A 23,148-nucleotide genomic window follows, 5' to 3' on the forward strand; every position below is an offset into this window, starting at 1 on the left:
GCCAAAATGAGAAGGGAAGGAAAGAAAAAGCCGCCCGGTTTTCACGGGGCGGCTGTAAAACCTTGAAGGAATTTGAAACTAGGGATTGCTCTCGGAGGCGTTCGGGGAAGAGCCTGAGCCGATAGGTTGACCACGGACCGGGCGGACAACGGTATTGTTGATGACCTGCGGAGTCGTGGGGCTGGTTCCACTGTTGCCAAGTCCAACGGCGCTGGAAGCACGGTAGTCGGAGCTGAAGGCACCATAGCCGATCAAGGGGGTGATGGCCGTATCCAAATTACCTGAACCGGGCTGGGTGCCGGGGGTGGTGGCCGCACCACCAAGGGCGTTGGCAACCGCCTGATTGAAAGCCACACTGGAGAAGGCTCCATTGATCAAAAGGCCTCCGATGGTGGAACCGCCAGGAGGGGTGGAGGCGATCAATTGTGATCCCTCGAATCCGAAGTCAGAGGCGGGAACAGCAGCAGCACCTTGGGCAATTGCCTGGAGGCGAATGACGATATACTGGGCGCTGAAGGAAGAAGAAGGTTTCACCTTGATGCGTCCAAGTCCGCGGGAATCGACGCCGCTCGCCACTGGAGTCGCCGTGTCGAGGAACGCTGGATCGAGGGTCAATTTACCGCGCCAATCCTTTTTCTCAGGGAGCTGGTCGAAGGCGAAGACGTCGACCTGGGTAGGGCTCCTGTCATAGGATAGGGAGATGGCATCCACCAAGCTGGTGCCGCTGAGCTCGTAAACGAGGGTTTTGGCGGGTTGATTGCTTTGCGGGAAACGAAGGATGTTCACCGAGGTTTCCTTGTCTCCAAGGTTGGTTGGAGCAGGGCTGGCGTAAATGGCACGGGCACCACCGATGGCTGAAGCAAGGTTGGCTTTGCCATTGCTGGAAGAGTTGTCACCGGCGGCGGCAGCAGAGGCGGCAGAACCGAGGATGGCAATGTTGGTGATGGCACCAGGAGCGGAGGTTTCGAAATCAAGTCGCACGTAGCGAACTTGGGCCGAAGCAAAGCGGGCGGAGACGGCCACATCGGAGGAGGTGAAAGAAACCTGGCTGAGTGCGTTCCAACTGCTTTTGTCGGCACTGCCGGAAACGGTGACGACACCTTCAGCGCCAGCGTTGCTGAGGGTGATCGTGTCAACATACTGCTGACTGTTAAGGCGAATGACGGCACTGGCCTGACCGGCGCTGAGCGTTGCAACCTTGGTGGGATCTTCGTCGATCAAGTTCGCCGCCTGGCCGATGCCTTTGCTGGACTCGATACCGGTTTGAGCGATTTGCTCGGTGGCAAGATTGATGGAGCGGACTTCCTGGTTGGGGAGCCGAACCCATGCTGCAGAGGCTGGAGCGACCGCCCCAATGGTGCCTAAGGCGGCGAGAATGGTGATGAACGGGGCGGATTTCATGGGAATCATCGTGTTGTTTGAATGCGCTTGCTGGAGCCGCGTAATTTATTGTCAATTATTCAAGAATGGAGCTCACTGTCAACGCAATAGTGGTTTTGTGCCTGTCTAAATGCACTGTGCCTAGGAGCGACCGGACGGGACGGTGAGGAATTTCCCCGAAGGATTGACGTTTGCCGTATCCATGATATTCCAAAGGGGATGAATTGCCCTCGATGCCATGCGGGTCTGACGCCCGCCGTGAAGCGCTGCGGCGGGTGTGGGTTCGAAATGCGGCAACTGGTTGAAGTTTTGGGAGATGACCTGGTGAGATTGGGGCGGCTGACAGATCGGGCGCACTGTTTGCGACTCGGTGACTCGCGTGATTTGGAGGAGTGTCTGGAGGAGTTTGAGGTGCGTTTTCCGCAGGTGTTTGTGGCGGTTTATTTCGGGGTTCTGCCAGCTTCGCTGTCGATGAACGAGCTGACCTTCTGGTTGCTGAATCATGCGGCATTCGATACGGACGATTTTCAGCGTTTGAATGAGTTTGCGATGGTGTTGGTGATCGATCCGGTAGCGAAGGTGGCGGCATTAAATGTGGGGTATGCTCTCGAGGGGGCGTTGCCGCAGCGTTTTTTGATGAGTATTTTGACGCACCTGCGCACGCCATTGTGGCATGGGGAGTATGTGAGTGCCGTTGAAGAGGTTTTGAAGAGAATCTCGCGGCGGCTGCGCCGATTCGGGAAGCGGGTGGTGCCGGCGCAGGAATTGTCCCCGCCGGAGAATGCGGAGGTTTTTTTGCAGGGTTCTGGGTTGGACCGCCTGCGTGATGGAACGAAGGGCGGAGATCAGTCTGCTACTCGCAAAGGAGGGGAATTGCGATGAGGAGACGAGATGGTGTTTTCGCTGGTTGGATGCTGGTTTGGTCTTTGTTGACCGCGGTCACTCTGACGGCGGCAGAGGAGGGATTGCCGCTGCCGAATTGGGAGCAGGAGGAGGTGCAGATTTTCCCATTGGGCGGTGGGCTTTGGCCGGCGGGGTCGGCGATGCCCAGTCAGTCGGATGGCGCGGCTTCGGGGGAGGATGACGTAAGGTTGTTTATTCCCAACACCGCAACGCGAAAGGATGGGGCGGATGATCCGGGCGGACGCCCGTTGACGGCTGACAAGGACATGATTGAGGTCGGGGCAGACTTTTTTCAACAGCATGAGGGCATGGTGCAAGGGGGATTCGTTTATGATCCCGAAATGTTGCTGAACGAGGGGGCGAGAGATGAATTGAGCCGGCTGCTGGCGAACCAGGCGGAAAAGGCCAAGGTGGCGGCGCATTTTGTGATTTTGGAAAGCCGGCAGCGGCTGCCTCAAACGGTGGATCTGACCAAGCTGGCGGGTGCCAATCTGATGGGGGGGCTTTCCTGCATGGTGGTGTATCCGATGGGGGAGCCATGGCGGGTGCGGTTGTTCATGAGCCGCCGGGTGACGGATGTGGTGAAGCCTGATTATTTGCGCGTGATGGCTCGGGCCTGCATTCAGGATGCGCTGAAAGCGGTGGATGCATGGGATCAGTTGGAACGATTTGCGATTCAGTTGTCGATCCGGCTCACCTGGCTGGAGCGGGAGCATGCGCTGCCGGAGATTGAGCTGGTGACCATGACGGAGGCGGTAGGGGAGGTTTCGGAGATGCCCGAGGTCAAAGTCACGGCGCCTGAGGGGGGCGATGGGTCGGATGCAAAATCGAGCTGGGAAATTTGGTGGGCTTGGCTTAAACCCTGGCTTTTGATGGCGCTCGGAGGTTTGGTGGCGCTGATGCTACTGATTTTTGGGGTGCGCTGGTGCTGGCGCAGGTGGGTGCCGCGTCAGCGGGTGGTGGTGTGGATGCTGCCGGAGGTGCAGGTGCCACCCAGGTTGGGAGGCAAACATTGTGGCGGCGGCGGCGCGTCGGTGCGTTATTGAGCGGTCGGTTTGAAGGCGGGGCCGCTGATGGTGAGGTGCGGTCGGTGGGGATGAGCTTCGTCCAGTTCGGTGATGCGGAAGGAAATGCCGGGTCGGTCTTGAAGCAGTTGGAGCGCTTTTTGTGGTCCGAGGATGCAGGCAGCGGTCGCGAGCGCGTCGGCGGTGGTGGAGTCGGGCGCGATGAGGGTGGCTGCGATGCGCCGGGTGAGGCCGAGTCCGGTGGCGGGATCGACGATGTGGGACCAGCGTTTGCCGTCGAGTTCGAGGTATTGATGAAGGTCGCCGGAGGTGGAGCAGGCGCAGTTGTGCAGCAGGATTTCGCTGGTGACATCGGGTGAGGGGGAATCTTTGGCGGCGAAGGATCGCAGGGTGACCGGCCAGCCGGATTTGCCGGGTGGAGGATCGCCGATGGCGAGGTCACCGCTGGCGGCGACGAGGGCGCGGGTGATGCCATGTTGACGAAGGATCGTGAGGGCGGCGTCGGCGGCGTAACCTTTGGCGATGCCACCGAGGTCGATGAGAATTTCGGGTTGGGTTTTGGTGAGGGTGCGTTGGTGATGGTTGATTTCGAGCGCGCGCCAGTTGGTCATGGAGATGGCTTTGGCGGTGAGTTCGGGTTTCGGAAGCTGTTGTTGACGGCGGGCGCGCCGCCAGTTTTGCACGGCGTAGGCGGCGGTGATGTCGAAAGCGCCTTCAGTGAGTGCGGAGATTTCGATGGATCGGGTGAGGAGGGCATGGAGATCGTCGCTGAGCGGAATGGGTTGGTGGGCAGGAGCGCGGTTGAGGCGGCTGAGTTCGCTTTCGGGAAGGTAGTCGGAGGCGATCTGGTTGATGGCTTCGATGAGGGAAATGGCTTCATCGAGTGCCGTGTTGGCGACTTGGGCGGATTCGGCGTGAACGTGGAAGTGGAACTGGGTGCCCATGGCGGCATGGTTCCGTTGGAAGTATTCGAGCGCATGGACGGGACTGTGGGCACCGAGCACGAAAAGCAGGGTGATTCCAACCAGCGTGATGAAATGATTGGGAAGGCGCTGGCGTTGACTGTGCATGATGTTGAGTTCTTCCAATCTATCACGTCGCCGTTTGTTGAAACAGACTTTTGCGTTCAGCGCTTCGGCGATGTTGGGTCGGTCGGTGATGGGGCAGGCCGATGCCTTGGTTCCAGTGGCGCCGGGGGAGCACTTGTTGATGATTGGAGACTGGGGGGCGAAGGAGACGAAGGGGCAGGAGGCGGTGGCGTCGGGGATGAAAAAATTTCTCGATGAGCAGAAGATTAAACCGGGGGCGATGTTTTTGTTGGGGGACAATTTTTATGGGTCGATGAAGGGCGGGGTGAAGAGCGAGCGATGGAAGGTGCAGTTCAGCGAGATGTATCCGCGTTCGCATTTTGACTGCCGGTGTTATGCGGTGTTGGGAAATCACGACTACGGGGATGATCCCAAGCGTTCGTTGGAGGCGCAGTTGGGTTATGCAAAGGAGAATCCGGGCACGCGCTGGACGATGCCGTCGAAGCGGTATGCGTTTGATTATCCGACGGTGAATCCTTTGATGAGAGTCGTGGCGGTGGACAGCAACTGGCGGGACATGAAACCCGAGGAGATTGCGGAGCAGAATCAGTGGCTGGAAGATGAACTGAAGCGGGCCAGGTCGACACCATGGGTGGTGGTGATGGGCCATCATCCGCTGTATTCAAATGGTCAGCATGGAGATTCGGAAGCATTGATTGATGCATGGGGTCCGCTATTCGAGGAGCATCGGGTGGATTTTTATTTTTGCGGCCACGATCACGATTTGCAGCACATGGAATTTGAAGGGTTGAAGACTTCGTTCGTGCTGAGTGGTGGCGGTGGGGCCAGGGTGCGGGAGTTGCGCAAGGTGCGGTCCGGGCATTATGCCAAGTCGGTTTACGGGTTCACGCATCTTCACGTGACCGCAGAGAGTTTTTCGGTGCAGCATGTGGATGCGAACCGCAACCGGCTGCATGCGTTTTCGAAAACGTTGGACGGTGTCGTGACGATTGTTTGAGAGGGTGATTGACGGGCTGGGAGTAGTCCCGGGCTTTAGCCCGATGAAAGCATCGCCATGCGAATAAGCGTGGCAGTCATCAGAGTCTTGAACGTGCCGGGCGATCCTGGCTTGGGATTGCATTTTTGTTGGAGTTGGCTTTGACGGGCTAAAGCCCGGGAATACGCTCGCTTGATGGCTGCAATGAAGTATTGCATCGTGACCGATGCAGTCCACCCACTTGGTTCTTTTTCTCGTCCTGCTCGCTGCCATCCAGCCGGCAGGCGCGGCGGAAGTGGTGCGCAGCGCGGCGGTGCTGCGGGCGATGGCTCCTGATGAGGCGAAGAAAGGACTGCCAGTGGAGATGGAGGCGGTGGTGACGTTTGTGGACAGGAGTTGGGGGAATTTGTTTGTGCATGACGGCACGGCGGGTGTGTATGTGATGGCGGGTGAGCAGGTGAAGCAGGCGTCATGGATCGCGGTGGGGCAGAAAGTAGGAGTGAGAGGCGTGACGGGAGACGGCTTTTTGCCAGTGATCGTGGCGGCGGAACTCGTTGAGCTGGGCGAGGGAGTGTTGCCTGCGCCCATGGTGCCGAAGTCGCTGGAAGCGATTCAGACACCGGCGTTGGATTCCCAGTGGGTGGAGGTGGAGGGCGTGGTGAAGCGCCTGGCAGACGAATATGCCGGCCTCACGCTTTACCTGCAATCCGGTCCACTGGAGCTGCCTGCCGTTTTGCCGCGCACCGAGACGCTGGCGGCTGTGGGCACGCTGCCGCTACATCTGCTGGAGCGGCGGGTGCGGGTGCGGGCGGTGGCGGCGACGCAGTTCAATGAGCAGGGACAGATGAGCGGGCGGCATTTGTATCTGCCAGGCATGAGTTTCCTGACGCTGCTCGATCCGGCGCAGGAGTCGCCGCCAGCGCCGCTGCGGCGGGTGGATGAGCTGCTGCGGGTCGGCTCGCCTCTTGATGAGCGGGTGCGATTGCGCGGCGTGGTGACTCACGCGGTGCCGGAGCAGATGCTTTTTCTACGCGGTGATGGCGGCAGCATGAGGATTGATTCGGCGCTGACGCCGGATTTGAAGCCGGGGACGATGATCGAGGCGGAAGGTTACGCGACGTTCATGCCGCTGCGGCCAGGATTGAATGCGGCGGAGCTGCAAATCTTGGAGGAAGGGCCGCCGCCGGTGCCGCTGCGGCTCGCTCTGACATCCGAACGCCGCAGCGCGGAGCAGTATGAGCTGGTGACGCTGGATGCGGACTTGGTGGAGGCGTTGCCCACACCGCGTGAGACGATCCTGCTCTGCCGCGCGGGCGCAGTGGTGTTTGAGGCCAGTCTGCCGCCGGGCGAGACTGCACCATTGGCGCTGGAGCCGGGGATGCGGCTGGGATTGACGGGCATCTGCGAGTTGGAGATGAACAATCCGTTTGGTATCGCCCAATGGACAAAGGAGTTCACGCTGAAGCTACGCTCTGCGCGTGATGTGGTCATTTTGCAAAGGCCTCCGTATTGGAATGCGGCGCGGCTCCTGATGCTGCTCTCCGCTGTTGGTGGTGCAGCGTTGCTGGTGGCTGCTTGGGCCTGGATGCTTCGAAGGCAGGTGGCGCGGCAGGCAGCGGTGATCGAGCGGCAGACGACGACGAAAGCGACGCTGGAGGAGCGTCAGCGCATCGCCCGTGATCTGCATGACACGCTGGAGCAGGAGCTGAGCGGGCTGGCGATCTTGCTGGATACGACCTCGCAGCAGTTTGAAACCGGTGAGGGCACGCCCGACAAGACGCTGGGCCTCGCCCGGCAGCTTCTGCGGCGCAGTCGTGAGGAGTCGCGCTCCACCATCCGCGACTTGCGCAGCATGGCGATCGAGCAGCTCGGCCTGCTCGGTGCGATGGAGACGATGCTGCGTCCGCTGGCTGAGAGCGCGGGTCTGACGTTTGTTTTTTCAGCAGAGGGCAAAGAGAGAAGACTCCGGGGCGATGTGGAGTCTGCATTCCTGCGAGTGGCCCATGAAGCGGTGGCGAATGCGGCGAAACACTCGCGCGGCAGCCGTGTGGAGGTGCGCACGAGTTTTTCTGCTGATGCGGTGAAACTCGACGTGAGTGATGATGGCACAGGATTCTGTCCCGAAACGGCCGCAGATGACGCCACCGGCCATTTTGGCCTCAGCGGCATGAGGGAGCGTGCGGTGCGGATCGGCGCGGATTTGCGTCTGGACGCTCAAAATGGGAGCGGGACATGGGTTTCGCTCGTTTGGAGCCATTCGCGGCTGGCAGTTGAGGATACTAATGATTAACCTCTGACCACTTTTGCCATGTCCATCCGCATTCTCATCATCGACGATCATTTCGTGCAGCGCCTCGGGTTGACGGTGGCCATCAACAACGAAAAAGACCTCCGCATCGCCGGACAGGGCGGCAGTGTGGCGGAGGCGGTGGCGCTCTATGAGAAGTTGAAGCCCGATGTGACGCTGATGGACTTCTCTTTACCCGACGGAACGGGGGTGGAGGCCGTGAAGCGCATCCGCGAAAAGCATGATGACGCTCAAATCCTCATGCTCACCGTGCTCGATGGTGAAGAAGATGTCTTCCGCGCCAGTGACGCCGGAGCGGCGGGCTATCTGACGAAGTCGGCGGATGTGAAGACGCTCATTGCAGCGATTCGCGAGGTGGCAAATGGCGGCACCTTTTTTTCGGAATCGGCCCGCGCCAAGATCGAGGCGCGGATGAAACGGGAGCCGCTGACGCGCCGGGAACTGGAGATCGTGCATCTCATCGTCGAGGGACTGGCGAACAAGGAGATCGGCGGGCGTCTTGGCATCACCGAGGGCACCGTGAAGCTGCATGTGGCGAAGGTGCTGACGAAAACCGGCGCGCCCGACCGCACGCGCGCGGCCATTCTTGCAGTGGAGCGGGGCCTCGTGCGACTGGGCGGGTGAGCATGCGCAACGGCCTGTTGTCCGGCGGGTCGGCGGGCGTCTCGGCATCAGGGAAGGCACCGTGAAACTGCACGTGACCAATTTACTCGCCAAGTTCGGTGCGCCGAACCGCACCCTGGCGGCGGTGCTGGCGGTGTCGAAGGGCCTCGTGCGGCTGGGCGGGTGAGTATGTCTAACGACATATCGCGGACTGCGACCGGGTTTGATAGGATTGGCGCCCTCACACCCAACCATCACCCACCACCTTGGCAGTCATGCATTGGCATTTCCGTTTTTTCTTTCTGCTCACCCTTTCTTTCACGGCCATGCCGTGCGGGCTGCGCGCGGAACTGAAGCACCGCTGGTCGTTCAACAACACGTCTGGAGCGGTGACTCATGGCACGGCGCTGACGGATAGCGTGAGCGGCACGACGGCGCTGGTGGTGGGGACGGGCGCGACCTTTTCAGGCAGTCAGCTCACTCTGCCTGGCAATACGGGCGGCATCCAGACGGCGGCGAACATCGCGGGGTATCTCGATCTGCCGAATGGCATTCTCTCGTCAAAAACCAGCGTGACCGTGGAGGCATGGGCCACACCGCTTTCAGCAAAGGGATGGATGCGGTTGTTTGACTTCGGAAGATCGGCGGATGCGGGAGTCGGCGGTGGTGCGCCGGGGGAGATCACGGCGAATACGGCAGTGGCTCCGGCTGGCGGGGCGCCTTCGGACAATTTGATGCTGTCGTTCTGCCGTGGTCTGGAGCTGGGTCAGCAGCGCTTCGAGATCATGCGCAATGGTGTGTTCATGGGCGCGCGGAACACGGACTGGCCGACGACGGTGGGGCAGCAGTATCTTTATACGATGGTGTTTGAAGGCGGTGCTGGCGCTTACGGGGCCGCAGGCGGACAACTGACGTGGTATCGCGATGGCGTGGTGATCGCGACGATGCCGGTGGCATTTAGGCTCGCTGACTTGCAGGACGTGAACAATTGGATTGGACGCTCAAACTGGACCTGGGACTCGAACGCGCACATGTCGCTGAATGAGCTGCGCATTTACGATCATGCGCTGACGCAGGAGGACATCACCGCGAATCATTTGGCAGGGCCGGATGCGCCACCGGGGCAGGCTCCGAACTGGACCGTGGCACCCACGCCGGTGAATCGCTGGACCTTCAACACCGCCGCTGGCACCGCGCCGAGCGGCACTGTTTTTGATGACGTGATCAGCGGCACTCCGGCCATCGTGCGGGGTCATGGAGCGACGCTGAACGGGGCCAAAATCACGCTCCCTGGCGGCACCAATGGCAATCAAACCGCCGCGAATATCTCCGCCTATCTCGATCTGCCGAATGGCATCCTCAGCTCAAAACCGAACTTCACCATCGAGGCATGGTGTGCGCCGCTTTCCTCGCAAACGGATCAGCGGCTCTTCGATTTTGGCCGCAGCACGGCCACACGCGGTCCAGGGGCGCTTTTGGGCGAAATCATTGATGACGGAACGATCGGCGGTTTCGCTGGGTTCGACAATTTGGCGCTCACTTTGAATTCAGGAGCCGCCTTTGGTCAAAACCGCCTAGAGGGCCAATACAACGGTGCTCCGCCCATTTTGTTTGAGACGAACCTGACGGCCGTGACGGAACCTGGCCGCGAGTATCACTATGTGCTCGTTGTGGAGGACAACAAGGGTCTCTACGGCACCGGCGGCAGCGTGTCGAAGTGGTATCGCAACGGCGTGCTCCAGGATGTGCTGCCGTATCCCTTTCACATGAACCAGCTCGCCGACGTGAACAACTGGGTCGGCCGCTCGCAATACAGCGGGGACATGAACGCGCACTTCGCACTGAATGAGATGCGCATCTACGACCGGGCGCTCACGCCTGCGGAGATCCTGGCGAGTTACCATGCGGGCGCGGAGGCGCAATACGGCCCCGTGGTGGCCGTGGCGGACAGTGTGACGATCCACGCAGGCCAAAAAGTGCGCGTGGATGTGGTGCAAAACGACACCGGCGGCATCGCGCATCCGCTTTACCTCGAAGTCACGACCGCGCCTGCTGTCGGCACCGCCACGGTGCAAAACGATGGCACCATATTGTATGCTCATGCGGGTGTGAGCACCGCACCGGTGATGTTTGCGTATCGTGTGCTCGGGCAGGGCGGCTGGTCGGCTCCTGCCACGGTCACGGTGAATGTTTCCAGTGCTCTGCGCATTGCCAATGTGGGCCTCAATGTGCCGGATGCGCCACCGACGAATCGCGTGGCAGTGGAAAGTGCGTTTGGTGAATTGCAGTTCAACAAACCGCTCGCCTTTGCCAGCCCGCCAGGGGACACGCAGCGGCTTTTTGTCTGCGAGATTGAGGGCAACCTCAAAGTCATCCCCGATGTCTCCGCCGCCACGCCCACGAGCGCTGTGGTGCTGGATTTGCCCGCGCTGCTCGCCACACGCATCGGCGAGGTGCTCGATCCTGGACCCTTCGGTGAGAACGGATTGCTCGGCATGGCCTTCCATCCGCAGTTCGCCACCAACGGCTATTTCTTCGTCACCTACACCGTGCAGAAGGCCAGTGATCCTGGCGTGTGGTATGACCGTCTCGCACGCTTCACCATTCCTGCGGGACAGATCAACTCGCCGACACCTGCGGCTGATCCTGCGTCCGAGCTGATCTTCATCGAGCGGCGCATTCGTGGCCCAAATCATCACGGCGGCGACATTCACTTCGGCGCGGATGGATATCTCTACACGGCCTACGGCGACGAGGAGAATGCCAACGACTTCCGCAACAACAGCCAGCGCATCGATTTGAACTTCTTCGGCGCCATGCTGCGCATCGACGTGGATCGTCTGCCAGCGAACTTGGAGCCGAATCCGCACGCCTCCATTCCCACCGATGCCGGAGTGGCACGCTACAAAGTGCCCGCAGACAATCCGTATGTCGGCGTCACCACGTTCAACGGTATCACGCTCAATCCGGCCAATGTGCGCACGGAGTTCTGGTCTGTGGGCCTGCGTAGTCCGTGGCGTTTCTCCATTGATGCACCCACGGGTGAGCTGTGGTGCGGCGATGTCGGACAGGACATTTACGAGGAGATTCATCTGCTCTCCAGCGGCACGAACGCTGGCTGGGCTTTCCGCGATGGCTTGCACCCAGGCCCGAAGGCCGCGCAGGCTCCCGCGGGCTTCACTTCCAGCCCTCCAATCTATGAATACCTGCACACCGGCGTGGCTGGGGGGGATGGAAACTACAAGGGCAACTCCATCATTGGCGGCGTGGTCTATCGCGGCACCAGGATCCCCAGTCTGACTGGTGCCTATATTTTCGGCGATCAGGTCAGTGGTCACATTTGGGCACTGACAAGACCCGGTGGCGTCGTCACCGTGCAGCGCATCGCCGGATCACCGAGTCCAGTGAATTTCGGCCACGATCCCTCAAACGGCGACATCCTTTTCTCTGCCTACTTCAACGGCAAAATCATGCGCCTGAAGACCGCGCTGCCGGATGACAGCTACCCGACGACATTGAGCGCCACGGGTGTTTTTGCGGATCTCACGGATCTCTCACCCGCGCCCGGTTTGCTGCCTTACACGCCCAATTTGACCTTCTGGAGTGACTTCGCCGTGAAGAACCGCTGGTTCACGTTGCCGGAAGCGGGCAGCAAGATGACGTGGAGCAAAGACGGCGTGTGGACCTTCCCGAATGGCGGCGTGTGGGTGAAACACTTCGACATGGAAATGACCCGCGGCAATCCCGCGACCAAGAAGCGCCTCGAAACCCGCCTGCTCGTCAAAAACACCAGCGGCGTCTATGGCGTGAGCTATCGCTGGAACGACGCGCAGACCGAGGCCACGCTCGTCGCCGACGCGGGCGAGGATTTTGATTTGAACGTCATCGAGAACGGCACGCCACGCGTCCAGCATTGGAGTATCCCCAGCCGCTCCCAATGCATGGCCTGCCACACGAGCAACGCAGGCGGCATGTTGTCCTTCAATACCCGCCAACTCAACCGCAGCGGCACCCTGAATGGCGTCACCGGCAACCAGCTTGATCTGCTTGAAGCCGCTGGTTATTTCCACAACCCCGTGCCCTCCACGAATCTCCTGCCGCGTCATGTGCGCCCGGATGAAACCGCCTTCCCCATTGAAGCCCGTGTGCGCTCGTATCTCGACGTGAACTGTTCCTATTGCCATCAGGCCGGCGGCTCCGGTCCCGCCTGGGATGGCCGCGCTCACCTCACTCTCACGCAAACTGGCATGATCAACGGCTTCGGTGTAGCGCTGCACGCTGGCGATAAACTCATCGTCCCCGGCGACACGCTGCATTCGATCATCCTCAGCCGCACCGCCGCCATCAATGGCTATACGCGCATGCCGCCGCTCGCCACCTCCGAGTTGGATCAAACCGGCATCCAGCTCCTCACCGACTGGATCAACCACTCGCTGCCCTCACGACAAACCTACGCCAACTGGCGGCTCGCCCAGTTCGGCAGCAGCACCAGCCCAGAAGGAGCCCCATACGTCGATGCCGACGCCGATGGCGCGACGAACATGGCCGAGTTCCTCGCGTTCACGAATCCGCTCAGTGGCGTGAGTTCCTTAAAGCCCACCCTCAACGTCGCTGGAACCACCGCCACGCTCACTTTCGACGTGCCTGCCAATCGCAGTTTCATCATCGAAACCACCGATGATTTAGTGAACTGGGTCCAATGGGACACGCCAGGAAACAGCGGCCAGGCACAGCCCGGTGGCAGCGTAACCATCTCCGGGCCGAGCAACGGCGAGCGGCAGTTCTTCAGGCTGCGGTTGAGTGAAAACTGATCCCTTTATTTTATGACGAGATACACCCAACGAGCCGTCGTATCGGCCTTCTTATTCCTGTCGTCTCTGACTTCCGCGCCAGCGAAAGACGCGGACTTCCCCGTCCAGATCACCGTGGATGCCTCCGAGCCCCTCGGCGAGCTGAAGCCCATCTGGCGCTTCTTCGGCGCGGATGAGCCGAACTACACTTACATGCCCGAGGGCGAGAAACTGCTCGGCGAACTCGGCAAGATGAAGCCCGGGGAAGTCTTCTTTCGCACGCACAATCTGCTCACCACAGGCGATGGCACGCCTGCGTTGAAATGGGGCAGCACGAACGCCTACACCGAGGATGCCGAGGGTCGCCCGATTTACGATTGGACCATCGTGGACATGATCTTCGATGCCGGACTCCAGCGCGGCGTGAGGCCGTTTGTGCAGATTGGTTTCATGCCGAAGGCGCTCTCCATCAAACCAGAGCCGTATCAGCACCAGTGGACGCCAGAAGCGGGCTACAACGAGATTTTCACCGGCTGGGCCTACCCGCCGAAGGACTATGCGAAGTGGGAGGAACTCGTTTTCCAATGGGCGAAGCATTGCGTGGAGAAATACGGCAGGGACGAGGTGTTGAAGTGGTATTGGGAGACGTGGAACGAGGCCAACATCCCCTACTGGCGCGGCACGCGGGAGGAGTTCTTCAAGCTGCACGACCACGCCATCCGTGCGGTGCGGCGGGCGCTGCCAGAGGCAAAGGTCGGCGGGCCGGATGTCGCGGGCGGACCGGGCGGCACGTTTTTGGCCGAGTTCCTCACGCATTGCCAGAAGGCGGGCACGCCGGTGGATTTCATCTCCTTCCATGCCAAGGGCAAACCAGAGTTTGTGGACGGGCATGTGCGCATGGGCATCTCGCATCACCTCAATGACATTGATCGCGCCTTCAAAGTCATCGCCGGATTTCCTGAGTTCAAAGACAAGCCCATCGTCATCGGCGAGTCCGATCCCGAGGGCTGTGCTGCCTGCCAGGGGCCGCAGCTCGGCTACCGGAACGGCACCATGTATTCCAGCTACACCGCCGCCAGTTTTGCGCGGAAGCACGACCTCGCCGCGCGGCATGACGTGAACCTCGAAGGCGCTCTCACCTGGGCCTTCACTTTTGTGGATCAGCCGATCTTTGGCGGCTTCCGCCAGCTCGCCAGCGGCGGCATCGACCACCCGGTGCTCAATACCTTCCGCATGTTTTCGAAGATGAGCGGCCAGCGTCTCGACGTGCAAAGCAGCGCTGCCATCGCGCTCGATGACATGATGAAAAATGGTGTGCGTGACAAGCCCGATGTCTCCGCGCTCGCCAGCATGGATGGCGGCAGGCTTTGCGTGCTCGCGTGGCATTATCACGAAGACGACGTGCCCGGCCCTGATGCAGCGATTGACCTCTCGCTCGCTGGTTTGCCTGCAAACAGCGGCAAAGCCCGCGTGGAGCACTACCGTATCGACGCCGATCACAGCAACGCCTACGAAGTGTGGAAGAAACTCGGCTCCCCGCCGAATCCCACGCCCGAGCAGCAGACCACGCTGGAGAAGGCCGGACAGCTCGCGGTTTTCGGACCGGCGGAGGCGATCGCGGTGAAGGATGGCGCCGCGTCCATTCGCGTGCAGCTCCCGCGTCAGGCGGTGTCGCTGCTGGTCGTGACGATGGAGCCGTAGCATAGCCCGCCAAAGGATCGCCAGCAGAACAGGGGTGCAGCCATCAGAATCTTGAGCGGGCAGGTCGATCTCTGGAGTATTCCCGGGCTTTAGCCCGCTAAAGGATCGCCAGCAGAACAGGGGTGCAGCCATCAGAATCTTCAGCGGGCAGGTCGCTCTCTGGTTTGGAAATGCACTTTTATTGAAGTTGGCGTTGACGGGCTAAAGCCCGGGAATACGCTCGCTCCAATGACCTTCAGGCCGTTTGACCGGAAGGCTGCGGTGCGCATCACACGGCAAAATTTCCCGCACTGGCGGCAGGAGGGGACGACTTATCTGGTCACGAGCCGACTGGCGGATTCGCTGCCAAAAGACGTCGCAGACGACTGGCGCAGCAAGCGCGACGAATGGCTAGCTCAACACGACGCGACCTGCGTGGACGAGCTCGCGGAGGAATTTCGACTTGACTGCCAACGTTTGTTTACCGACAAGTTTCATGACCTGATCGACGCGGGTTACGGCGAATGTTTACTCGCCCGACGCGAGTGCGCGGACATTTTGATCGGCAAGATGATCGAAGGCCACGGGACGTGTTTTCAACTGGGGGAGTGGTGCATCATGCCGAATCATTTTCACGCCGTGGTGGAGCCTGCGAAGGGATCGATGCTGGGCGGGATGGTGCAGCATTGGAAAGGCGGCAGCAGTTTCGCGATCAACCGGATGCTTGGCTGCTCTGGCAGTCTGCGGGTGAAGGAACCGTTCGATCACATCATTCGCAGTGAGCGGCCATGGCGGCGGTTGGGTGGTATGTGGTGGACAGTCTAGTGAAGGCGAAATTGAAGGCGGGTTATGTGTTGGGTTTCGGTGGAGGTTGGATTGGTGGGAGAAGAGTTGATGGAGCGTATTTCCAGGCTTTAACCCGTCAGGGGGAGCAGGGGGCGTGGGGCTGTTGAAGTTGCCGGGCAGATTCGGGGCGTGGCGTGTTATCGATGTTTTTGCGGGCTAAAGCCCGGGAATACACGCCGCCGCGCCAACAATCCCATCATGCCAAACATCACCAACAGCGCCCGTGATGGCTCGGGAATGGCGGAGGCCACAATGAAACCAAGATCGTCGTAACGCACGAAATTGCTTTGGGTGAGCGAAAAGCTCACGATTGGGTTGGCCTCGGTGCCTGACAGGCCATGGAAATAATTGGAGCCCGCATCTGGTCCCGCATTCGCTCCCGATGTGCTTGCGGTGGTGTTGTCCAGATAGGTAACCGTCAGCACGGAAGTGCGACCGGAATCACCCCGGTTTCCGACAAAAATTCCGAGGCTAAGCAGCGGCGTGTCCAGTGTGAAAGTTCGGGTCATCGCAGAATTGCTGAGGCCCAATCCCAGTGTTCCAGAAGTTGCTTCCGCGGTGTCGATGAAACCCGTGTTGATAGCGTCACCGCCCAAGGTCATTACCAAGCTGTTGGCTAGTGAAGTGCCATAGCTAAAGGTGATCGTTTCTCCGACTTCGACTTGGGAGAAGATAGTTTCAAAGTCCCACACGCCTCCGATGTTGTTGGCGTATGCAGTGGCGATGTCTGAGCCAAAAGTCGTCGAAGTGAAGGAATTCCCCGTCGCATTGATGATTGTCTTACCGTTCCCGTTCACCGTTCCCACGGTGTTGACGAGGATGGAGGCCGCAGCAGCGCTGTCGATGGAGGCTGCCAGGATGCCGACCATCGCGAGGATGGACCGCCACCGTTTTGCTTTAGTTTTTGTGTGGTGACGGCTGGCAACCAATGGTGATTGACCAGAGAGCTGGAATTTTGAGCAGGTTTTCGTATCTGGTTTCATGGTGATTGGTGAGAAAATGTTGGATGCGATGTTCAAATTTTACCTAAGTCCGTCGACGCAATCAACGGCCCGCGTATGGCACTTTAGTCCTGCATGACCGGCTCCAGGCGGTGGCTGGTTCCGGAATGATCCGACGTGGCGACGGATTCGGGCTGCCGGAGCATCTCTACCAATTCGTCATGGGGCACGAAGGGTGGCTTGCGTGAAACCACACCGCCTGGGGTGTCCCATAGAACAGGGATCATTTTTCTTTTCAGCGCCGCGCGGTAGACGGCTGACGTCCATCGGACCCGGGAGGCCTTTTCTTTGTCGGAACAAAGGGAGAACTCGCCGAGAAAGACCGGGATGTTGTTGCGGGCACTGAACTCCTGCAGCCTGTCGAAGAGTTCTTCCAGTTGTTTCACGTCGTCCCCGCTTCCCCAGGTGGGTTGCATTTTGGCCCAGGTGGTATCCTTGTTCATTCCCACAAACGGCCACGGCGTGTAGTAGTGGAGGGAGATGAAGAGCTTTCCAGGAGTGGTATCCGTGGGCAGTTGGTATTCTTTCTGGCAGGTCTTGTCGATGTCCGTAGAATAACCGGGGACGATCAGCAGACGCTGCGCGTTGTTCTCGCCGGTGGCGCGCACGGTGTCGATAAAAAGCTGGTTCACGCGGGTCAACGTGGCGTAGGCTTGTTCAACGGTTCCTTCATTGGCAAAGTTCGTTTCTTCATTGAGGCCCTCGAAGAGGAGCTTCTCGCCATGGGTGGCAAAATGCGTGGCGATCTGCTGCCAATAGGAGCGGAACTTCTTCTCGGCCTCAGGGCTGAATGTGTGATAGGTGTCGGGGAATCGCTCCTTCGAACCGGAATCGATCCAGCCGCCGTCCCAGTGGATGTTGATCACGCAAAACATGCCGGCATCCATGATCCAGCCGGCCACCTCGCCAACGCGCCGAAACTGTTCGGTCGTGATTTTTCCATGGTCGGCAAACGTGTCCCAAGCCACGGGCAAGCGCACCGTCTTGAAGCCCAGACTGGCGAGGCTCTGGATGAACTCTTTGGTGATGAGCGGACTACCCCAGCCCGTCTCCCATTGTTGGATGTTGTCAAAGGTATTGCCGAGGTTGATGCCGGGCGTCATTTGCGAAACCGCCGTCCACGCATCGAGAGAGATTGTTGTTTTGGCTTCCTCGGGTGGCTTGGGCGCTGTGGCCTGTTCAGACGCGTGGGTGAGCACGGTCATCAACAACCAGCACCAGCCAACCATGAGGATCGAGTTGGTGAATTGGGTTCGATTTTTTTGAGTGATGTGAATGGTTTTTTCCAGGGCTTCCATTTGGCCGGTCATTAGACCCACGACCGCGCATCACGCGAGGCTCCAGTAATGGCACTTTAGTCCTGCACGGGCAGGCAGCCGATGGTTCTGGCTTTCCGTGGAAGTTCAATGCCGCTAGAATCAAATTCGTTCCAATTTCCATGCACCGCCGCTTTTCGTCTGTCATTGCCATGCTTCTCGCATGCGGCGCGCCGACATTTGGCGCTTCCGGCGGGGATGGGAATGGGCAGACGCTCACGACCATCGCCGCCGTGCAGGCACTCACGTTGGACGAAGCGGCGCGACATCATCCCGTTCAGGTGCGCGGCATCATCACCTATTGCAATCCCGCTTACGGTCTCGGTTTCGTGCAGGATGAAACGGGTGGCATCTTCTTCACGCCGCCTGCGGTGGGCGCTGCCGATTCACCTGTGCTCGCGGCGGGTGACCGCGTGGAGATCACCGGCATCACCCGCCGCGGACGGTTTTCACCGAGCATCTCGATCCTGCCCGATGATCCTGAAAGCGCGGAGGCATCTACAGGCGCTCCCGTGGTGAGGCGCATCGTTCGTCTCGGCGCAGGCTCGCTTCCCACGGTGCCGCTTGTGGACGTGGATCGGATCAATACGGGCGATTTTCACGACCAGTTCGTGAGGGTGCGTGCGACGCTCCGGCGCGCGACGGAAAACCCTGACCTTTTGATGGAGCAACTTTATGTGGATGCCAGCAGCCGCTCCGGTGCGCTCAAGATTATTCTGGACTGTCCGCGGAGCCAGCAAGCGGCGGTCAAGGAATGGGAAAATGTGGAGGTGGAGATCAGCGGGGTGGTTTCCGGCGAAGCCAATGACCGCAGCGAGCTTCGTAAAGTGACCCTGCTCGTCGCCTCGGTCGCGCAGATCAAACCCGGCACCGCCGCCATGCAGGCCAGCTTCAATCAGCCCGTGCGCGGCTTTCGCGAACTGCTGCAATACCGGCCTCCGCAGCCCGGCGCGACGGGCGAGCGGCAGCATGTCAAGGGCATCGTAACCTTGGTGCATGCTTCGCGTGGCGGCTTTTATCTGGGCAGCGAGCAGGGTGGTCTATGGGTGCAAACCCCGCAGCACACCACCGTGCAGCCCGGCGATGAGCTTGATGTCATCGGTTACATTGCCGGTGGTGCCGACGAAGGCGTCTGGCTGGCGGATGGCATTCATCGCGTCGCGCGGCAGGTGGTGCCCTACGCACCACGGTTGAGCACCGCCGATGAGGTTGCCAAGGGCGGCCACCATGGCAGTCTGATCCAGGTGGAGGGACAGTTGATCGACCAGTTTGATCGTCCAAACCATCGCCTTCTTTATCTCGGCGCGGAAGGCCAAACTTTCTACGCACGGGTCGCGGAAAGCGCCGCTACCACGCCACCATTTGCGTTGGAAAAAGGGAGCTGGCTGCGGCTCACGGGGGTCTGTGAAAGGCCCAATGGTTCCGCCACCCGCGAGTCGTTTTCGTTGCTGCTGCGCGAGAATGCGGACATCGTCTTGATAAGCACACCGCCCTGGCTCAATGCCGAGCGATTGCGCTGGCTTCTTGGCGGCGTGCTCTTGCTGACGTTGCTGGTCAGTGCCTGGGTGCTCCTTCTGCACCGGCAGGTTGGCCGCCAGACCCGGGTCATTGCGCATCAGCTTGAACAAAAGACGCTCAGTGACGAGCGCCGTCGCATCGCCCGCGAACTGCACGACACGCTGGAGCAACAGCTCGCTGGCGTGAACATCCATCTTGATACCGTCGCCGAATGTGCGCCGGAACTGCCCGCGCCCGTCTCCCGCGCGCTCGACAACGCCCGTGCGATGCTCACCCACAGCCGCGCCGAGGCGCACCGCTCCATCCTCGAACTGCGCTCCCGTGCCATCGAGCAGGCCGGCCTCGTTGGATCAGTGCGCGAATCCGTTGAGGCGTTGCAGATCATTACCCCGCGCATCACCATCGAGGTCGAAGGCGAGGAGCAACGGCAGCCACACCACATCGAGTTCCAGTTGCTGCGCATTGTGCAGGAATCCATCACCAACGCCCTAAAACACGCACAGGCCAGCCACATCGTCGTGCGCTTCCAGTTCACCCCGGATGACCTGCGTGTCACCATCACCGACAACGGCATCGGTTTTGATGCTGCGCACCCCCCCGCCGTGCAAGGCACCCAGTTCGGGCTGCTCGGCATGGGCGAGCGAGCGGCGAAAATTCGTGGCATGCTCGACATCCAGAGCCAACCTGGAGCCGGTTGCACCATCACTGTCAGCGTGCCGACACAACACCCGCGACCTGCATGAGCAAGACATCACCTCCCATCATCCGTGTGCTTCTGGTGGACGATCATTTCTTCGTTCGCTCCGGCGTCAAAGTATCGCTCGAAGCCGAAGGCGACCTTCGGGTCGTCGCTGAAGCCGACAGCGCCGCCACCGCCATCGAACAATACCGCGAGCATCAACCCGACGTGACCCTCATGGATGGCAACCTTCCTGATCGCAGCGGCATCGAAGCCCTCAGCGACATCCGCGCCGAATTTGCCAAAGCCCGCATCATCATGCTCACCATCCATGAGACCGAGGAAGATGTTTACCATGCCGTCGCCGCCGGCGCCACCGGCTACCTGACGAAGTCATCGGGCCGCCGGGAAATGCTTCACGCCATCCGCGAAGCCGCGCACGGCCGACGTTATTTTTCACCCGAACTCACCGCCCGTCTCAACGCCCGTCGCGCTCGTCCGGAACTGACCAGCCGCGAGACCGAAGTCCTCCAGCACGTCGTTGCCGGCACTCCGAACAAAATCATCGCCGACCACCTCGGCTGCACCGAACAGACCATTAAAAACCACCTCAGCCACATCTTTGCCAAGCTTGGCGTGCAAGACCGCACCTCCGCCACCGTGACCGCATTGCGCCGTGGGCTGGTGCGGCTGGAGTGAGAGGGCTTCGAGGTGTGTCTCTGGGCTCCAGCCAAACCTCGGATGGCAAAGTTTTCCATCCTTTAGTCCTTCACTTAATCAGCGGGCGTCTGCGGCGGAAGAGCAGAGTGGCGGTGCCCAATCCAATGAGCAGAACGCGACCGGGCTCTGGAACAGCTGCAATGGAGATGGTGCCATTGGTAAGGAAGGCGCTGGTATCCCACACGTAACCTGCGGCAAGGGAGGCGGTGGGGAGCGCAAAGGTGAAGAAGCCGTTTTTGGATCCAGAGTAGCCGCTCCAGTCGATAAGTTGCCACGTGCCGGCGGTCCAGCTTCCGGCAGCGGCTCCGCTGACGTCGGCCACGGCGATGGTGCCACCGAGGGTCATGGTGGCGGCGGTGCTCGCGATTTTAAGGAGGTCGGCTTCGCTGGTGGTGATCGCGGCGACATCGTTGCCGAAGAGATCGAATTGGAGGGTGCCGGCGAGGGTCATGGCGATGACGTTGGCGCTGCCGAGGTTGAGGTCGGCGACGGCTCCGGTGTAGCCGTTCGATCCGATGACTCCGCTGGCGACACCATGGGTGTTGCCGACCATGAGGAAGCTGTTGGAGCCGATGGTGATGCTGCTTGAGGGGCCTCCGGTGATGCTACCGGTTCCTCCGAGAGTGGCATTGGCACCTGCGGCTCCGTTGAGGACCACGTTGCCTGAGCCCGTGGCAGAGCCGGTGGCTGGATCGTTGTTGGCAAGGAGGGTGCCGCCGGAAACGGTGGTAACCCCATAGTAGATATTGTTTGCGGTGAGTGCCCAGGTGCCGGTGCCGGTTTTGGTGATTCGGGTATTGGTCGCAACGTTGGCATTGCTTCCGGTGGTGCCGCCGATGACGCCGCTCATGACGCCGTTGCCTGCGCCGAGCAGTTCGAGGCTGGAGACGTGGGTGACGGTGTTGCTGGTAGTTTTGACGGTCCCAGATAGAGTGAGGGTCTGTCCCGCAACGGTGTTTTCGATCCGGCCATTGCCGCTGCTGGCCTGACTGCCGTTAGTTAGACGAATCAGTCGGGAGCTGGAGCCGCCGCTGGTTCCGGTGAACTGCAATCGGCCAACCGTGCCGCTATCCTGGCCCAACGAGATTTGAGTGCCGGTGCCGATTCCTGTTCCTGCGGCACCTACGCCGCCATTGTTAATGGTGGAGGTGACGAATGTGCCGTCCGAGATGCTGACGTTTCCTGAGAAGGTGTTGAGTTCATTGAGGAAGACGGTGCCGTTGTCGGTGCGGCTCACGCCCCCGAGGCCGGTGATGATGGTGTTGATGATGAAGTTGCTACCTCCACGAAAGGTGACGCCACCAGTATTGGTGATGGTCCCATTCATGGTAAAATTACCTGATCCAGAGTTGTAGAAGGAGCCGCCGTTGAAAGTGAAGTTGCGATTGGTGGAAGTCGCTCCGCCATAATAGATGACATGGGCTCCGCCACCCGTGGCAAAGCTGCTGCCTGCACCGACGGAGCTGTTGAAGCCGGTGTTGGCGATGCTGTTGAAATAGAGGGCACCGTTGGTGATGGTGGTGGCGCCGGTGTAGGAAGAGTTGGCGTTGTTGAGGGTCCAGGCGTTGAAATTGTTGGTGGCGGGTGTTGCACCATTGATGGTGACGGCAAGTCCGCCGGCGGCGCTGCCGTTTGAGATTTCACCACTGACAACATTGGTGAAGCCGATGGGATTTGCGCCTGCTGACCGTGTGCCGACGTTTCCAGCGAGGGTGAGGGTAATGGTGGAACTGGTGGTGCCTCCTGAGATGTTGCCTGAGATGATCATCTTTGCGGCAGCGGCGGCATCTCCGGTCGCGGATGAGGCCGAGTTTTGATTGTTGGCGTTGTTGGTGAAGGAATACGATCCGGCGGTGGTGGTCGTGGCGGCTTCCAGAATCAAAGGCGCGTGGATCGTCTGGCTTTGCAAGGTTCCACCACTAACGGGAACGGTGGCGGGGCCAAGCATGGTGATTGATCCACCGCTGCTGAGGCTAAGGGGAGCGCCGAGGTTTGCTCCTGCACTGCCGATGGTAAAAGCTGCGGCGCTGAGACCGAATTCGATGTTTCTAATGTTGCGTCCGGAATCGATGGTGACGAGGGTGCCAGCGGTGGAAGTGTTGAAAATCGCTTTGTCAGCATTCGTGGTTCCAGGGTTCGCACCTGCGGGTCCAAGAGGTGACCAGTTGGTGCCGACTGACCAATCCTGAATTCCCGAGGGACCTGTCCAATTGTAATCAATTGCCTGAAGGGAGGTGGAGGCCTGAAATGCCGTCAAGATGGCCAGCAATGTTGCCGCTCTTTGGAATAAGGGCAGACGGCGGAGGGAGTTTTCTGTGATCTGAGCTGACTTCATCACGGCGGAGTTGTTGGGG

Annotated in this window: 16 protein-coding genes; 11 read left to right on the forward strand and 5 right to left on the reverse strand. The window is 60.1% G+C overall.

What is annotated here, in order from left to right; translation table 11 throughout:
- Positions 1 to 78: 78 nt before the first annotated feature.
- Positions 79 to 1,401 (reverse strand): hypothetical protein, encoded by a 1,323-nt coding sequence (locus FEM03_RS19410; RefSeq protein WP_138087964.1) that lies wholly within the window; start codon positions 1,399 to 1,401, stop codon positions 79 to 81.
- Positions 1,402 to 1,599: 198 nt separating this feature from the next.
- On the opposite strand from FEM03_RS19410, the gene FEM03_RS19415 reads away from it, so the two are divergent.
- Positions 1,600 to 2,262, forward strand: coding sequence for a hypothetical protein (locus FEM03_RS19415; RefSeq protein ID WP_138087965.1), 663 nt, complete (start codon positions 1,600 to 1,602; stop codon positions 2,260 to 2,262).
- Positions 2,263 to 2,309: 47 nt separating this feature from the next.
- Complete coding sequence (locus FEM03_RS19420; RefSeq protein ID WP_138087966.1) at positions 2,310 to 3,329, forward strand: hypothetical protein; 1,020 nt, start codon at positions 2,310 to 2,312, stop codon at positions 3,327 to 3,329.
- Here FEM03_RS19420 and FEM03_RS19425 read toward each other — a convergent pair.
- On the reverse strand, positions 3,323 to 4,378 hold the full coding sequence (locus tag FEM03_RS19425; RefSeq protein WP_138087967.1) for an FAD:protein FMN transferase: 1,056 nt from the start codon (positions 4,376 to 4,378) through the stop codon (positions 3,323 to 3,325). The two genes, FEM03_RS19420 and FEM03_RS19425, sit on opposite strands and share 7 nt — an antisense overlap.
- Here FEM03_RS19425 and FEM03_RS19430 point away from each other — a divergent pair.
- The 7 genes from FEM03_RS19430 (at position 4,377) to FEM03_RS19460 (ending at position 15,539) form a co-directional block, all read left to right on the forward strand.
- Positions 4,377 to 5,354, forward strand: a complete 978-nt coding sequence (locus FEM03_RS19430; RefSeq protein WP_138087968.1) for a metallophosphoesterase — start codon at positions 4,377 to 4,379, stop codon at positions 5,352 to 5,354. The genes FEM03_RS19425 and FEM03_RS19430 overlap by 2 nt on opposite strands.
- 205 nt (positions 5,355 to 5,559) lie before the next feature.
- Positions 5,560 to 7,623 carry a sensor histidine kinase gene (locus tag FEM03_RS19435; RefSeq protein WP_138087969.1) on the forward strand — a complete coding sequence of 688 codons (2,064 nt, stop codon included), beginning with the start codon at positions 5,560 to 5,562 and terminating at the stop codon, positions 7,621 to 7,623.
- 18 nt (positions 7,624 to 7,641) lie between these two features.
- Positions 7,642 to 8,265 (forward strand): response regulator, encoded by a 624-nt coding sequence (locus FEM03_RS19440; RefSeq protein WP_138087970.1) that lies wholly within the window; start codon positions 7,642 to 7,644, stop codon positions 8,263 to 8,265.
- Positions 8,228 to 8,431 carry a LuxR C-terminal-related transcriptional regulator gene (locus tag FEM03_RS25690; protein ID WP_138087971.1) on the forward strand — a complete coding sequence of 68 codons (204 nt, stop codon included), beginning with the start codon at positions 8,228 to 8,230 and terminating at the stop codon, positions 8,429 to 8,431. Before FEM03_RS19440 ends, FEM03_RS25690 begins: the two co-directional genes overlap by 38 nt.
- Before the next feature lie 139 nt (positions 8,432 to 8,570).
- Positions 8,571 to 13,055: a LamG-like jellyroll fold domain-containing protein gene (locus tag FEM03_RS19450; RefSeq protein WP_166443005.1), complete on the forward strand. Its 4,485-nt coding sequence runs from the start codon at positions 8,571 to 8,573 to the stop codon at positions 13,053 to 13,055.
- A 12-nt stretch (positions 13,056 to 13,067) separates the two neighbouring features.
- Positions 13,068 to 14,735 (forward strand): GH39 family glycosyl hydrolase, encoded by a 1,668-nt coding sequence (locus tag FEM03_RS19455; RefSeq protein WP_138087973.1) that lies wholly within the window; start codon positions 13,068 to 13,070, stop codon positions 14,733 to 14,735.
- A 228-nt stretch (positions 14,736 to 14,963) separates the two neighbouring features.
- The gene (locus tag FEM03_RS19460; protein ID WP_138087974.1) at positions 14,964 to 15,539 is read left to right on the forward strand and encodes a transposase; all 576 of its coding nucleotides are present in this window, start codon (positions 14,964 to 14,966) and stop codon (positions 15,537 to 15,539) included.
- A gap of 158 nt (positions 15,540 to 15,697) precedes the next feature.
- On the opposite strand, the gene FEM03_RS19465 is transcribed toward FEM03_RS19460, so the two are convergent.
- On the reverse strand, positions 15,698 to 16,543 hold the full coding sequence (locus FEM03_RS19465; RefSeq protein WP_138087975.1) for a PEP-CTERM sorting domain-containing protein: 846 nt from the start codon (positions 16,541 to 16,543) through the stop codon (positions 15,698 to 15,700).
- 83 nt (positions 16,544 to 16,626) lie between these two features.
- A complete protein-coding gene (locus tag FEM03_RS19470) occupies positions 16,627 to 17,859 on the reverse strand; it encodes a glycoside hydrolase family 5 protein (RefSeq protein ID WP_166443006.1) in 1,233 nt (410 codons plus the stop codon).
- A gap of 140 nt (positions 17,860 to 17,999) precedes the next feature.
- Here FEM03_RS19470 and FEM03_RS19475 point away from each other — a divergent pair, with 140 nt between their 5' ends.
- Both FEM03_RS19475 and FEM03_RS19480 read left to right on the forward strand, forming a co-directional pair.
- Positions 18,000 to 20,138, forward strand: a complete 2,139-nt coding sequence (locus FEM03_RS19475) for an ATP-binding protein (protein ID WP_138087977.1) — start codon at positions 18,000 to 18,002, stop codon at positions 20,136 to 20,138.
- Positions 20,135 to 20,773, forward strand: a complete 639-nt coding sequence (locus FEM03_RS19480; RefSeq protein WP_138087978.1) for a response regulator — start codon at positions 20,135 to 20,137, stop codon at positions 20,771 to 20,773. The genes FEM03_RS19475 and FEM03_RS19480 overlap by 4 nt, the downstream gene beginning before the upstream one ends.
- Positions 20,774 to 20,843: 70 nt before the next feature.
- Here the strand turns inward: FEM03_RS19480 and FEM03_RS19485 are convergent, their stop codons facing one another.
- On the reverse strand, positions 20,844 to 23,129 hold the full coding sequence (locus FEM03_RS19485; RefSeq protein WP_240772848.1) for a PEP-CTERM sorting domain-containing protein: 2,286 nt from the start codon (positions 23,127 to 23,129) through the stop codon (positions 20,844 to 20,846).
- Between the last annotated feature and the right edge of the window lie 19 nt (positions 23,130 to 23,148).

The sequence above is a fragment of the Phragmitibacter flavus genome (genome assembly GCF_005780165.1).
Taxonomy (GTDB): domain Bacteria; phylum Verrucomicrobiota; class Verrucomicrobiia; order Verrucomicrobiales; family Verrucomicrobiaceae; genus Phragmitibacter; species Phragmitibacter flavus.